The organism is Serratia sp. KH_031 (genome assembly GCF_057839655.1).
Map to the genome: position 1 here is coordinate 2,234,050 of NZ_CM174496.1, position 13,949 is coordinate 2,247,998.

A 13,949-nucleotide genomic window follows, 5' to 3' on the forward strand; every position below is an offset into this window, starting at 1 on the left:
GGATTACCACTGATAACTCAGCAGCAGCTTGGCGTTGCGACCATCTTGCGGAATGCCTTGCGGTGAGGTGTATTCTTTGTCGAAGGCGTTAGCGAGCACCACGGTGGTGGTCATGCCGATAAACTCTTCACGGCCTTTATAGCTTAGATAGAAATCATTCACGCCGTAGCCAGCTTGTGGAGATAGATTGCTTGGCACGTTGGTCGCACGTTGGGCGAAAGTCGCCACCCAGCCGGTAGAGAAGCCGGTTTCGGCGATTGGGATGTCCAAGGCGCTGGTGACGGTATCTGGGTTAATGCTGCTGAGCCATTCGCCGGTATCTTGGTTCTTACCACGCGTGCGGTTGTAGGCTAGATCCCAACCGAAGAGGGTGGTTTTGTAGCTCAACATGGCATCCCAACCCCAAATCTTGGCGCTGCCGATGTTGATTGAGGTGGTGGTGCATTTAATGCAATAAGGCCCACGCGGACCACGCCCCAGTTCCATGGTGACATCGGTGGTGATGTAATCTTCGGCTTTGGTATCGAAATAGCTGGCCTTGAATTGCAGGCTGTCTTCCGCCATTAACAGATCGTCAAATCGCAAACCGAAACCATATTCTTGTGTGGCGTTGGTTTCTGGACGTAGGTTCGGATTCGGCACCCAATAGTTAGTGATGGTGGTCGGGCCCATTGGGATTGAGAAGTGTTTGGAGTCGTTATAAATCTCGCCCATAGTTGGCGCACGGAATGCTTGCGAGTAAGAACCAAACAACATCAACCAATCAGTTGGCGTGACGCTCACCGCCCCACGTGATGACCATTGGTCGGCATTGACATCATCGTAACCGTTGCTTTTGCCACGGTAGTTGTCATAGCGCGTACCGGCCAAAATAGAGATGGGCAAATCGCGCAGGGTGATTTCGTCCTGCAACCAGCCTGAAGCAAAGTTGATACTGGCTTGTGGGAAGCTTTCTGTCGCGCCGCCTGGGGTTTGGTTCTGCTTGTAGGCTTCACTGCCGTAGGTCAGCAGGTGCGAAGCAAAGCTGTCGGCAAACAGACGGGTGCGGTTTTCCAATTTCGCCCCTTTCGTGGTCTGCTCCCGCGCTTCGTCTTGGCTGCCATCGGTGTGGGCGTTGATATCAACTTCGGAGTAATACAGTTTGACGTCGGCATCCAACCAATCCTGACCAACCGGCTTAAGTTTGTAACCCAATTGGGCATCGCGCTGAATGGTAGAGCGGTCGGTCATCGGGTTGCTGGTGGAGGTCAGCGGGTCTTGCGGGTTCTTCGGCTCTTGTGCGCGATTGTTGTAGTAGCGCAGGCTGCCGTTTAATGACTGGCTTTCATCGATGTTCCAGGTGCCTTTCGCCAGCATGTTATTGATGCTTTCGTCATTTGGTGCATCAAAGCCGTTACCTTGGCGAAGATCGCCCACGTCGCGAGTACCGAAGGAAATCAAACCATCCAGATTATCGGTCTTGCCGTAAGCGCTGGCACCCATGCCGAGGCTGTGATCGCCGCTGCCAGCGTTACCGAATACGCGGAACCCGGTATCTTTACCCGGTAATAGTAGATCCGCCGCATCGACGGTTTCATAAGATATTACGCCACCCAGTGCGCCGCTGCCGTACAACAGAGCGGAAGAGCCGCGAACGACTTCAATGCGTTTTACCAACGCCGGATCGAGGAAAATACCGTTGAGATGACCAGTGTCAGTACCTTGACGGATACCGTCAACTAAGGTCAAAACACCGCGACGATCGTAACCGCGCATCATGATGTCTTGCCCATTGGTCCGACCGGTGCCGGAGAGGGTAATGCCGGGCACGTTGCGCAGCATATCGGCAGCGGTGGTTGCGGTCTGGCTTTCTGCGGTGTTGTTTTCGATCACCGTAACCATCATCGGCGCTTCAAAACTCCTGCGCTGATTGCCAGTCGCAACCACGGTCAGGGTGTCGTCTTTATCTTTTTTAGTTTCTTTGCTGGTGTCGGTCTGGGCCAAAGCCGCCGCTGGCAGGGCACAGGCAACAGCCAGGCTCAATGCGGATAAACGCAGCCGGGTGGCAATAAGTAAAGGCATTAGGCAACTCTCCATATGTATCAAACATATCAATAGATTTGCTGGCTGCCTGGATCAAATAATCGGGGTGGCTGGCGCTGAGGTATTTTGCTGTTATTTGGTTAAGATCAATTTACCCGCTTTGGTTTGACGTAACTGATAGCGTTGCCCCTGATGGGTGATGATCGCCACGCCTTCCGCACCGAGCAATTGACTACTGTCATAGTTTGGTAGGGTGGCGGCAGGCAGGGCTACAGTGACCGGGCTTTTCGGCTGAGAGCTATTGTTGTGGTTTTCCATCATGGCTTTCAACTCAAATGGTAATTTTTATCAAAGTGATAATCATTATCATGTGAAAGAAAAGTTACATCAAGGAAAATTTTCTTACGAATGGGTGCTTTTACTTTACGAAGAACTACTTCAACAGCACTTCAATTCGATCAAACAACCGCTCGGGTTTGGTGATCGGCGCGAAGCGTGTCACGCGTTGACCCTCGGCGGTGAGCAAGAATTTGGTGAAATTCCACTTGATGCGTTGGCTACCCAATAAACCCGGAGCCAGACGTTTTAATTCGTTAAACAGTGGGTGAGCACCAGGGCCATTGACCTCGATTTTGCTAAATAGCGGAAAACTGACACCGTAGTTGAGCGTGCAGAAATTGGCGATTTCTAGCGAGTTACCCGGTTCTTGTGAACCGAACTGGTTACAAGGAAAACCTAGCACTACCAGGCCACGATCACGGTAATATTGCCATAAGTTTTCTAACCCCTTGTACTGTGGGGTAAAGCCGCATTTGCTGGCAGTATTCACCACTAAATAGGCACGCGCCGGAAAATCACCCAGCGTTTTAGGCTCGCCCTGCAAGGTGGTGCAAGGGATGGACAGTAGTGATTGGCTCATGTGGATGTTTACCTAAGGGAACCCTATAGCAGTATATACCCAAAAAACGTCAAGGTGCAGGTTTCAATATAATAGGGTGAGCCTCAGGGATGAGACTCATTACTCCCTAGGTAATAACGTGTCAGCATTTTCAAATTCCAGCCAAATAATGACTGAATCAATAGTGTGGAATATAAAAGTGGTACTGACTTAACTCATGGTAATTAATGTATTAATCACTTTTATTTAGAGTCAATTTTTTCTTTAAGAGTATCGATTTGTTCTTGTTGTTGACGCATGGCTTCTATCAGAATGGCGACCATTTTCTGATAGTCGACTTGCTTATAACCGTCTTTTTCATGTACTAACTGCGGAAATTCCTTTTCTACTTCTTGAGCCATGAGGCCAATATCCTGCTGCTTATCCTTTTTCCAAGTATAAGTATAACCATGTAATTTCAATACTTTTTGCAGTGAGTCTTGGAGCGGTACCGCATTTTCTTTAAGCGTTTCGTCACTGAATGGACAGCATGAATTACTTGCTAATGCAGAACCTGTTCCTGCCATCATTAGACCAATAAAAAATACTGAGGCCATAGTTCTTTTCTTTAACGACATTATATTCTCCTATTGCGATGATTATAATAAGTATCAAATAATAAAACTCCTGCTTTCACTTCGAAAGAATAAATAACACACGATTTAAAAAATGGTCAACTAAAAATATTGACCGAGTTTAATTTAGCTTGAATTAATAATTGCAAGTCATATCAAGTGGTTTTATTTATTTAAAACGCAACAAAAATGACCGCATTTAGGAGGATGGAGTGAATGTATTGAAATTCCCAGTTGCTCATAAAAGCGAGTAACTGGGATAAATTAAATTAAAAACGGCTATCCACCGCATCCGCCAGCATCGCCAGCAGTTGTTCGCTATCGGCCCAGCTCAGGCAAGGATCGGTAATCGATTGACCGTAGGTCAGTGGCTGACCGGCGACAATCTTCTGCGTGCCTTCCATCAGGAAACTTTCTGCCATGATACCGGCAATGGCGGTGGAGCCGGCGCGGATCTGCTGGCAAACATCTTCAGCGACTTCGAGCTGACGACGATGTAGTTTCTGGCAGTTACCGTGGCTAAAATCGATCACCAACTGCTCAGGTAAATCAAATTCACGCAGGCTATCGCAAGCGGTGGCGATATCGGTCGCGTGGTAGTTTGGTGTTTTACCGCCGCGCATAATGATATGGCCGTATGGGTTACCGCTGGTTTGATAAATGGTCATCTGACCGGTTTTATCCGGTGACAGGAACATATGCCCAGCACGCGCTGCGCGAATCGCATCGATAGCGATGCGGGTATTACCGTCGGTACCGTTTTTGAAACCGACCGGGCAGGACAGCGCCGAGGCCATTTCACGGTGGATCTGGCTTTCGGTGGTGCGGGCACCAATCGCGCCCCAGCTAATCAAATCAGCAATATATTGCCCGACAACCATATCGAGGAATTCGGTCGCGGTTGGCAAACCGAGCTGATTGACTTCTAGCAGCAGTTTGCGTGCCAGTTCAATACCCCGGTTAACCTGATAAGTACCGTCGAGATCAGGATCGGAGATCAGACCTTTCCAACCCACCACGGTACGCGGTTTTTCGAAGTAGGTACGCATCACGATTTCCAAACGATCTTGGTAACGTTCACGTAACGCATTCAAACGACCCGCGTAATCCAGTGCGGCGTCTAAATCGTGGATTGAGCAGGGGCCAATCACCACTAATAGGCGCTTATCTTCGCCGGTTAGGATTTTTTCGATACGCTTACGTGACGCTGTCACGTTGTCGGCGATTGTCGCTGAAATTGGCAGCCTATCCGCCAACGTTTGCGGCGTAATCAGGCTGTCGATGCGCGCGGTCCGCAGTTCATCTGTTTTGTGCATGGGATTTCTCTAAAATTTGCTCTTCGCTGCGGCAGGAATACCGGGAAGTGATGGCGATCACAATAACGTAAACCTCGATGAATTCAACCGTATTTTGTATCAATTCCCGATCATTCGAGCCTATTCCCTAAGAAAATTCCCGATTAATAGCAAAATCAAGACAAGACTCATCTTTGGTTTAAGACTTTTCCCTTTAGAGTCCTCCACACTTCTTGGCAAGGACGTGCGGGGGCTGGTCACCCTACGGGGGTTCAGGTTGCGCTCAGCTTTGCCGTTTACCACTCAACGCGCCATGCGGAGAGTGTCATTTGCAGGGACATTTGTCCCTGATGTAGACGACAACACCGAGAGAATGCAATGAGAAAAAAGACTGACCTTCGGGATACTCCTCAGGGCTGGATGCGCCGTTTTGTATTGGCGCAGGTCGCCATACAAATTGGTGTGGCACTGACGCCGTTCTGGGCGATTACCGTGCAAGCCGCTATCAATAACGCACAAGATGACCGCCTACTAAGCGGCTCGGCACAACATGCCAGCGGTCTGGCGCAGGCCCAACAATCCGGTAACCTCAATGGTTACCTCAGCCAGCAGGCTGCCGGTGCCACCAGTGCCCAGGTGCAGGAATGGCTGCAAAACTTCGGTACTGCCCGGGTTGAACTGGGTACCGATGACCGCTTTAAACCCCACACTGGCGCCGTCGACTTGTTGCTCCCGCTGTACAAAAGCGAGCAGCGTCTCTTCTTTACTCAAAACGGTCTTCGTAATCAGGACGGGCAGTTCACCGGTAACTTCGGGTTGGGGCAGCGTCACTTTATTAACGACTGGATGCTGGGCTATAACGCCTTCTATGACCAAAATTTCAGCCGTGACCACAAACGCGTGGGCACCGGTCTTGAGGCCTGGCGTGATTACCTGAAATTGTCCGGTAATGGCTATTACCGCCTGTCTGGCTGGAAAAACTCGGTAGACGTGGAAGATTACGACGCGCGTCCTGCCAACGGTTTTGACTTGCGTGCCGAAGCTTGGCTACCTGCTTATCCGTCCATCGGCGGCAAGCTGATGTATGAGAAATATTATGGCGATGAAGTGGCGCTGTTTGGTAAAGACAGACGCCAGAAAAACCCTGATGCCATCACAGCAGGACTGAGTTATACCCCGGTGCCGCTGGTCTCGTTGACCGCCGATCATAAAAAAGGTGGCAGCCAAGATGAAACGGCATTCGGTCTGCAATTGACCTACCAATTGGGGCAATCCTTGGCCTCCCAACTCGATCCTGCAGGGGTAAACCTGAAACGCACTCTGGCGGGCAGCGGCATGGATCTGGTGGAGCGTAATAACAACATCGTCCTCGAATACCGTAAACAACAGTTGATTGATCTGCGATTGCCGAAAGAAATCAGCGGTGCCAGCGGCATGACGGTACCGATCGGCTATCAACTGACCTCCAAATATGGTTTGTCGAAGATCGACTGGAACGATGCAGCGCTGGTTGCGGCAGGCGGCAAGGTGGAAAGTCTGGGCGGTGGCAAGTATCAACTGGTGTTGCCAAAATATCAGGCGGGGGCGAGTAACAGCTACCCGCTGAGCGGTGTGGCGGTGGATACCCGTAATAACACCTCTAACCCATCCTCTACGCTGATCAGCGTGAGTCGCCCGGCAGTCAGCGCGGCAAAAAGTACCATTACTGCCACGCCAGAAACCATTCTCGCTAACGGTTCGGCGACTTCTGCAGTCACTATCACTCTGTTGGATGATGAAGGCTTACCGGTCACCGGTTTGGCCGCTGAATTGACGGTGACACTGAAAGAAGCGTTGGACAAAGCATCAACGTCGAAAATAACTAAGGCTACCCCGGCACCGGCACAACCGGCCACGCTCAGCAATGTGACTGAGGAAGGGAACGGGGTGTATACCCTGACGCTGACCGCAGGCACCCGCCCGGCAATGGCGACGCTGAACACCGCGCTGGAGCCGCTGGTGTTAAAAGCAGTCGAAATCAAACAAATCAGCGATGTCGACTCGGCAGTGGTTGTGGACGGTAACCTGAAACTGGTGTTGGATAACGTGGCTGCCAACGGCACCGCCACCAACCGCGTGCAAGCACGGGTGACCGATGCGACTGGCAATCCGGTGGCCGGGGTGACCGTCACCTTTACGCTGAGCGGCGCGGCACAAGTGGCGGCTGGCAGCAGCTTGACGGCCATCAGTGATGCGCAAGGCTATGTCAGTCTGTCGTTCACCGACACCGTGGCGGAAAAAGTCACTGTCTCTGCCCGTACGGCGAACGGTGGCAGTGCCAATGTAGACACGCAGTTTATCGCTGATGTCACTACGGCTTCCTTGTCACAAAATGACCTGAGCGCCGATAAAACCACCGCACTGGCCAACGGCACAGATCGTGTGACCTATCGCGCAGCGGTGAAAGATGCCAAAGGTAATCCGGTTGCAGGGATCCCGGTGCAATGGCGCAGTGATGCAGGACGCTTGAGCGCCGACAGCAGCGTGACCGGTGCCGATGGCGTTGCCACAGTGATGTTGACCAGCACGGTCGCTGGTCTGATACAGGTACAGGGCGCGGTTGGCAGTGCGGCGGCGGTGAACGCGCCAGTCGTTAACTTTGATGCAGACATCGACACCGGACGTATCGGTGCGAACGACCTGACGGTGGATAAACCCGTTGCAGTAGCGAACGGTACAGAGCTAGTGACTTACAGCGCCATCGTCAAAGATGGTAAGGGCAACCCGTTAGTGGGGCAAACCGTGCAGTGGCAGACCTCGCAGGGTGATCTGAGTGCGGACAGTAGCGTCACGGAGCTGGACGGCAAAGCCACTATCGTATTGACCTCCACACTGGCCGGTCAGGCGCAGGTGATGGCGGAGTTGAGCGGCAAGCAGGCGGTGAACGCCCCGCTAGTGAGCTTTATTGCCGACGCGACCAGTGCCTTGATGAGCAGCAATGACCTGACGGTGGATAAAACTAGCGCGGTGGCGAATGGCACCGACAAGATTATCTATACCGCGGTGGTGAAAGATGCCTATGGCAATGTGGTGCCGAATAAGGTGGTGAGTTGGACCACCGACGGTGGCCACCTGAGTGCGACCAGCAGTGTCACTGACGCTAATGGTGTGGCTACGGTGAAGTTAACCAATATCTTGGTAGGTCAGGTTCAAGTGCAGGGCGCGCTGGCACTGGGCGGCGGGGCGGCGGTTAACGCGCCACGGGTCAGCTTTACGGCGGATACCGGCAGCGGCGGGATCAGCAGCAACGATCTGAGCGCGGACAAATCCAGCGCGATAGCCAATGGCAACGACGTAGTGACCTATACCGCCATAGTGAAAGATGCCAACGGTAACCTGCTGGAAGGGGTAACGGTCGAATGGATAAGCACATTGGGTAGTCTGGCCGGTGGCAGTAGTGTGACCAATGCTGACGGTAAGGCCACTATCACGCTAACGTCTACGCAGACGGGGCAGGCACAGGTGACGGCAGCATTAAGTGGTCACGCGGCGGTGAATGCACCATTGGTTAACTTTAACGCCGATAGCACGAGTGCCCAGATTGACGGCAGCGATCTGACGGTCGATAAAAATGCCATCATCGCGAATAACCGTGACATGGCGATTTTCACTGCAGTGGTGAAGGATGCGAACAGTAATCTTGTATCGGGCGTCACAGTAAATTGGGTGACTGACCGAGGCCATCTGAGTGGCGCGACCAGCACCACCAACGCCAACGGTGAAGCGACCGTCCGTCTGAGTGGCACACAAAGTGGCGTGGCACAGGTAACGGCGGCGGTGAATGCTAAGCCAGCGGTCAATGCACCCTCAGTGGCGCTGAATGCGGATGATAGCTCGGCGCAGATTGGCAGCGGAGACTTGACGGCGGATAAACCCACCGCCGTGGCGAACGGCAGTGAACTGATCACCTATACCGCGGTGGTGAAGGATATTAACGGGAATGTGGTTTCAGGCATAACAGTGAACTGGGAGACCAACTTCGGCACGCTGAACGGGAGTACCAGTACCACCAACGATAACGGCGAAGCGACCATCACGTTGAATTCCATCGTTGTGGGGAATGCAGTGGTGACGGCGCAACCGGGCAGTGGCAACATCGTCTCTGCCAACTCGGTGACCTTTACCGCAGATGACAGCACGGCGCAGATTGGCAATGGTGACTTGACGGCGGATAAACCCTTTGCGGTAGCGAACGGCAGTGAACTGATCACCTATACCGCGATAGTGAAAGATGCGAAGGGTAACCGGGTACCAAACTTGACAGTGAACTGGGACAGCAATCTGGGTGACCTGAGTAACACAACCAGCAACACCAACAGCAACGGTGAAGCGACCATCACACTGAGTTCGATGGCGGCAGGTAACGCAGTGGTGACGGCGACGGCTGGCAACAGCAGTCCGGCAAACGCCAATGCGGTGACCTTTACCGCCGATGACAACTCGGCGCAGATTGGCAGCGGCGACCTGACGGCAGATAAACCCTCTGCGGTAGCTGACGGCGTTGCTGTTATCACCTACACCGCCGTGGTGAAGGACGCTAATGGTAATGTGGTGCCTGATTTGCTGGTTAATTGGGGAACCGATGTCGGTGATCTGAGCAACGTCAGCAGCACGACGAACGACAGAGGTGAAGCCACGGTCAAATTGAGCTCAATCGTTGCCAGCGACGCGGTCGTGACCGCTCGGCCAGGCACGGGCATGACCGTCTCCGCCAGTGCGGTGATCTTTACCGCTGATGCTAGCTCGGCGCGGATTGGTAACAATGATGTCAGCGTGGATAAAACCACCGCAGTGGCCGACGGTACAGAGCCAGTGACCTACAGCGCCGTGGTGAAAGATGCCAAGGGTAACCTGGTAGCGGGCCAGACAGTGAACTGGATCACCAACGGTGGTGACTTAAGTGCCAACAGTAGCCAAACGGATGAGAACGGTGTCGCTACCATCATTCTGACTAATACCCGTATTGGCGTGGTTCAGGTTAACGCGGCAGTGGGTAGTGGCGCGGCGGTTAACGCCCCGACGGTTACCTTTGAAGCTAACGCCAGCACCGGTAACATCGATTCGAATGATCTTACTGCGGATAAGTTGACCGCGGTGGCAAACGGTGCGGAAGTTGTGACCTACACGGCGGTAGTAAAAGATGCGCTTGATAACCCGGTCTCCGGTCAGGTGGTGAATTGGCAGAGCTCGCTGGGTCACTTGAGTGCCGCCAGCAGTGTAACCGGTGCTGATGGTGCTGCGATCATCACATTAACCTCGACACAAATTGGTGATGCGCAAGTGACCGCGGCCTTGACCGGGAAACCAACAGTGAATGCGCCAGTAGTTAACTTTACTGCCGATACCGCCAGCGCACAGATTGGCAGCGGTGACCTGAAGGTAGATAAAAACATTATTGTTGCGAATAGCAGCGACACGGCGACTTTCACCGCGATCGTGAAAGATGCGAACAGTAACTTGGTATCGGGCATCACGGTGAATTGGGGAACTGATCTAGGTAACCTGAATGACCAGACCAGCATCACCAACGCCAGCGGTGAAGCCACCATTCGTTTGACCGGCACACTGACGGGGGTGGCGCAGGTAACGGCGGCGGTGAACGGCAAGCCAGCGGTCAATGCCCCTCCAGTTACGCTGAACGCGGATGACAGTTCGGCGCAGATTGGCAATGGCGATCTGACGGTAGATAAAAACAACGCGGTGGCTAACGGCACCGACGTTGTGACCTATACCGCTATGGTGAAAGATGCCAATGGTAACGTGATTTCTGGTATGACGGTTACCTGGGATACGGATTTGGGCAACCTGAACGGTACCTCTAGCACCACAAACACTGACGGTAAAGCGACCATCACCTTGAGCTCGATGGTCGCGGGTACTGCCATCGTGACCGCGAAACCGGGCAACGGTAGCACGGTGTCTGCCAGCACAGTCACTTTTACCGCCGACAGCAGCTCGGCACAGATTGGTAGTGGTGACCTGACGGCAGATAAAGACACTGCGGTGGCTGACGGTGTGGCACTGATCACCTATACCGCCATCGTGAAAGATGCGCAGGGTAATGTGGTACCGAGTCTGACTGTCAACTGGGGAACCGACTTAGGTAACCTGAGTGGCACAACCAGCAATACCAATAGCAATGGTGAAGCGACTATTACGCTGAGCTCGACAGAGGCGGGTAACGCAGTGGTCACGGCGACCGTTGGCAGCAACTCAGCAACGGCCAGCGCGGTGATCTTTACCGCAGACGCCAGCTCGGCGCAGATTGGTAGTGGCGACCTGACAGCCGATACACATACCGCAGTGGCTAATGGTGTGGCGCTGATCACCTATACTGCCATTGTGAAGGATGCCAAAGGTAACCCGGTACCGAGTCTGACGGTGACCTGGGTCGCTGATTTTGGCAACCTGAGCGGACCGACCAGCATGACCAATGCTAACGGTGAAGCCCGCATTACGCTGAGATCGATGGTGGCAGGACCGGCGATTATCACTGCGCAACCGGGCAGTGGCTCGGTGGTCTCCGCCGACTCCGTCACCTTTACCGCTGATGCCAGTTCGGCGCAGATTGGCGCGGGTGATCTGACGGCAGATAAAGACACCACGGTGGCAGACGGTGTGGCACTGATCACCTATACCGCCATCGTGAAAGATGTGAACGGCAACGTGGTACCGAGCCTGACCGTTAACTGGGGAACCAGTCTGGGGAATCTGAGCGAGACGACCAGCATCACGAATACGGACGGTAAAGCGACCATCACGCTGAACTCGACAGAGGCAGGCAACGCAGTGGTGACGGCGACTGTCGGCAGCAACACGGCTACGGCCAGCGTGGTGATCTTTACTGCCGATGCTAGCTCGGCGCAAATTGGTGCGGGTGACCTGACGGCGGATAAACCCACCGCGGTGGCTAATGGTACGGCAGCGATCACCTATACCGCGATTGTGACGGATGCCCACGGTAACCGTGTCTCTGAACTTCCGGTGAACTGGGAGAGCGACCTGGGTAACCTGAGCGGAGCGAGCAGCATAACGGATGCTAATGGTGAAGCGACCATCACCTTGACCTCTACGACGGCGGGCCCGGCCTTGGTCTCGGCGCGTCCGGGCAACCGCAGCACGGTAGTTGCTGATGCAGTGACCTTTACGGCGGACGAGAGTACGGCGCAGATTGGTGCGGGTAATCTGCAGGTGGATAAAACCACGGTAGTGGCGGACAACACCGATAAGGCAACCTATACCGCGCTGGTGAAAGATGCGAAAGGCAATGTGGTGCCGAACTATGTGGTGGCCTGGACAACCAGCAAGGGCAACCTGAGCGGCGCCAACAGCACGACAGACGAAAATGGCGTGGCAACCATCACGCTGAGCGATACCTTAGTGGGCGTGGCCACGGTGACTGCGACGGTAAATGACGTGGGTACATCGGCAGAAGTGGTGAACTTTATTCCAGACTTGGCGACCGCTCATGTTAATGAACTGGTCTCTGACCGGACGAGAATCACCGGGACGGGCACGGAAAATGCACTTCTTACCGCGACTGTCACCGATGCGAATGGCAACCTGATCCCTGACTTTACGGTGAACTGGAGTACCACACTGTCAACCATGAGTGTTGCTGAATCACAAACGGGAGTGGATGGAAAGGCTCGTGCTGAGTTGAATGGTATTACTCATACCGGCACCGCTAATATCACCGCAACCGTGACGGCTCAAGCGGGAAGCGGAAGTAAAAATCAAGATATTCCAGTTCGTGCGCTGCTTTCTGTTAACGGTAAGCTTTATTGGACGATGCGCGTCGATTATCCAAGCAATGTTGAGACGACGGCGGCAAATTATTGTGCAGCGCATGGTGGTGGCCGGTTACTGCGAAGAGCCGATGTGGCTGATTTTGGTGCAGGACGGGGAGATATTGCCACAATGAGTGTACCTGGTGAGTTTGCTAACGTGGGTTATGGCTTGGCAGGAGAATGGAGTCGATATCAGGCAGATATAAACTCTATTAATGGAATTACTGGGATTCAGCCAGGTACTGGAGCCAGCTACATCTGTGTGAAATAACGGAAATCATACCGCCCTGAAGTGATATGAAAATGCTAATGCCAGTCAGTTAACCCTGACTGGCATTTTTTCGTTTTATGCTTGCGATCAGAACATACGGCGGCTCATACCGAGAATGTCGAGGATCTTGGTAGAGATTTCCTCTACAGAATAATTGGTGCTGTTCAGATAACGAATCTGGTTTTTTCGGAACAAGGCTTCGACTTCGGCAATCTCCATACGGCATTGGCGCAACGAAGCGTAACGGCTGTTCTCCCGGCGTTCTTCGCGGATAGCGGCCAATCGCTCTGGGTTGATGGTCAGCCCGAACAGCTTGTGCTGAAACGGTTTCAGCGCCGCCGGTAAATGCAGGTTGTCCATATCGTCGGCAGTAAACGGATAGTTGGCGGCACGAATCCCAAATTGCATGGCTAAATACAGGCTGGTAGGGGTTTTGCCGCAGCGTGATACACCGAGCAAAATCACCTGTGCTTGATCAAGATTACGCAGCGAAATGCCATCATCGTGCGCCAATGTGTAGTCAATGGCGGCGATACGGGCGTCGTATTTACCCATATTGTTGGCAGTCAAACCGTGAGTGCGATTGGGGATTGGCGTCGGTTCAACGTTTAATTCGCCCTGTAATGGGCCAACCAATGCCTGCACGATGTCCTGACAAAAGCCTTCGCTTTGCATGATCACATCGCGGACTTCCGGCGAAATGATCGAATAGAACACCAATGGGCGTACACCCGTGTTTTGGTAGATCTCATTAATTTGTTGGCAAACTGCCCGCGCTCGCGCTTCGGTTTCCACAAAGGGGAGCGTAAAGGTGGTGGCTTTCACCGGAAACTGTGACAACACGGCATGACCGAGCACTTCGGCGGTGATCGCCGTACCATCCGAAATATAAAAGACGCTTCTTTCCACTGTAGGCTCCTTGGCTAATTCGCCGATCATAATGAGCTATAAACGGTTAAATGGTATAGCGCGGGGCGAAAATTTTGTGATGACGCAAAGATCGAAGCCCATGACGAATAA

Annotated in this window: 7 protein-coding genes; 1 reads left to right on the forward strand and 6 read right to left on the reverse strand. The window is 53.1% G+C overall.

What is annotated here, in order from left to right; translation table 11 throughout:
* Nucleotides 1-3: 3 nt before the first annotated feature.
* The 5 genes from AC3ISQ_RS10040 to AC3ISQ_RS10060 form a co-directional block, all read right to left on the reverse strand.
* Nucleotides 4-2,061 carry a TonB-dependent hemoglobin/transferrin/lactoferrin family receptor gene (locus AC3ISQ_RS10040; RefSeq protein ID WP_489352806.1) on the reverse strand — a complete coding sequence of 686 codons (2,058 nt, stop codon included), beginning with the start codon at nucleotides 2,059-2,061 and terminating at the stop codon, nucleotides 4-6.
* Between the two features lie 93 nt (nucleotides 2,062-2,154).
* Entirely contained in the window at nucleotides 2,155-2,340 is a 186-nt protein-coding gene (gene hemP, locus AC3ISQ_RS10045) for a hemin uptake protein HemP (RefSeq protein WP_489353219.1), read from the reverse strand.
* Between the two features lie 115 nt (nucleotides 2,341-2,455).
* A complete protein-coding gene (locus AC3ISQ_RS10050) occupies nucleotides 2,456-2,941 on the reverse strand; it encodes a glutathione peroxidase (RefSeq protein ID WP_489352807.1) in 486 nt (161 codons plus the stop codon).
* A 221-nt stretch (nucleotides 2,942-3,162) separates the two neighbouring features.
* Nucleotides 3,163-3,537, reverse strand: coding sequence for a tail fiber domain-containing protein (locus AC3ISQ_RS10055; RefSeq protein ID WP_489352809.1), 375 nt, complete (start codon nucleotides 3,535-3,537; stop codon nucleotides 3,163-3,165).
* Between the two features lie 266 nt (nucleotides 3,538-3,803).
* On the reverse strand, nucleotides 3,804-4,850 hold the full coding sequence (locus AC3ISQ_RS10060; RefSeq protein ID WP_489352811.1) for a 3-deoxy-7-phosphoheptulonate synthase: 1,047 nt from the start codon (nucleotides 4,848-4,850) through the stop codon (nucleotides 3,804-3,806).
* 357 nt (nucleotides 4,851-5,207) lie between these two features.
* Here AC3ISQ_RS10060 and AC3ISQ_RS10065 point away from each other — a divergent pair, with 357 nt between their 5' ends.
* A complete protein-coding gene (locus tag AC3ISQ_RS10065; RefSeq protein WP_489352813.1) occupies nucleotides 5,208-12,929 on the forward strand; it encodes an Ig-like domain-containing protein in 7,722 nt (2,573 codons plus the stop codon).
* Nucleotides 12,930-13,016: 87 nt separating this feature from the next.
* Here AC3ISQ_RS10065 and ppsR read toward each other — a convergent pair whose 3' ends face one another.
* Nucleotides 13,017-13,838: a posphoenolpyruvate synthetase regulatory kinase/phosphorylase PpsR gene (gene ppsR, locus AC3ISQ_RS10070; protein ID WP_489352815.1), complete on the reverse strand. Its 822-nt coding sequence runs from the start codon at nucleotides 13,836-13,838 to the stop codon at nucleotides 13,017-13,019.
* Nucleotides 13,839-13,949 lie beyond the last annotated feature (111 nt).

Excerpts from the sequence above, each read along its gene's own strand:
- AC3ISQ_RS10040 (WP_489352806.1), bottom strand. The coding sequence starts at position 2,061 with ATGCCTTTACTTATTGCCACCCGGCTGCGTTTATCCGCATTGAGCCTG.
- hemP (WP_489353219.1), bottom strand. The coding sequence starts at position 2,340 with ATGGAAAACCACAACAATAGCTCTCAGCCGAAAAGCCCGGTCACTGTA.
- AC3ISQ_RS10050 (WP_489352807.1), bottom strand. The coding sequence starts at position 2,941 with ATGAGCCAATCACTACTGTCCATCCCTTGCACCACCTTGCAGGGCGAG.
- AC3ISQ_RS10055 (WP_489352809.1), bottom strand. The coding sequence starts at position 3,537 with ATGTCGTTAAAGAAAAGAACTATGGCCTCAGTATTTTTTATTGGTCTA.
- AC3ISQ_RS10060 (WP_489352811.1), bottom strand. The coding sequence starts at position 4,850 with ATGCACAAAACAGATGAACTGCGGACCGCGCGCATCGACAGCCTGATT.
- AC3ISQ_RS10065 (WP_489352813.1), top strand. The coding sequence starts at position 5,208 with ATGAGAAAAAAGACTGACCTTCGGGATACTCCTCAGGGCTGGATGCGC.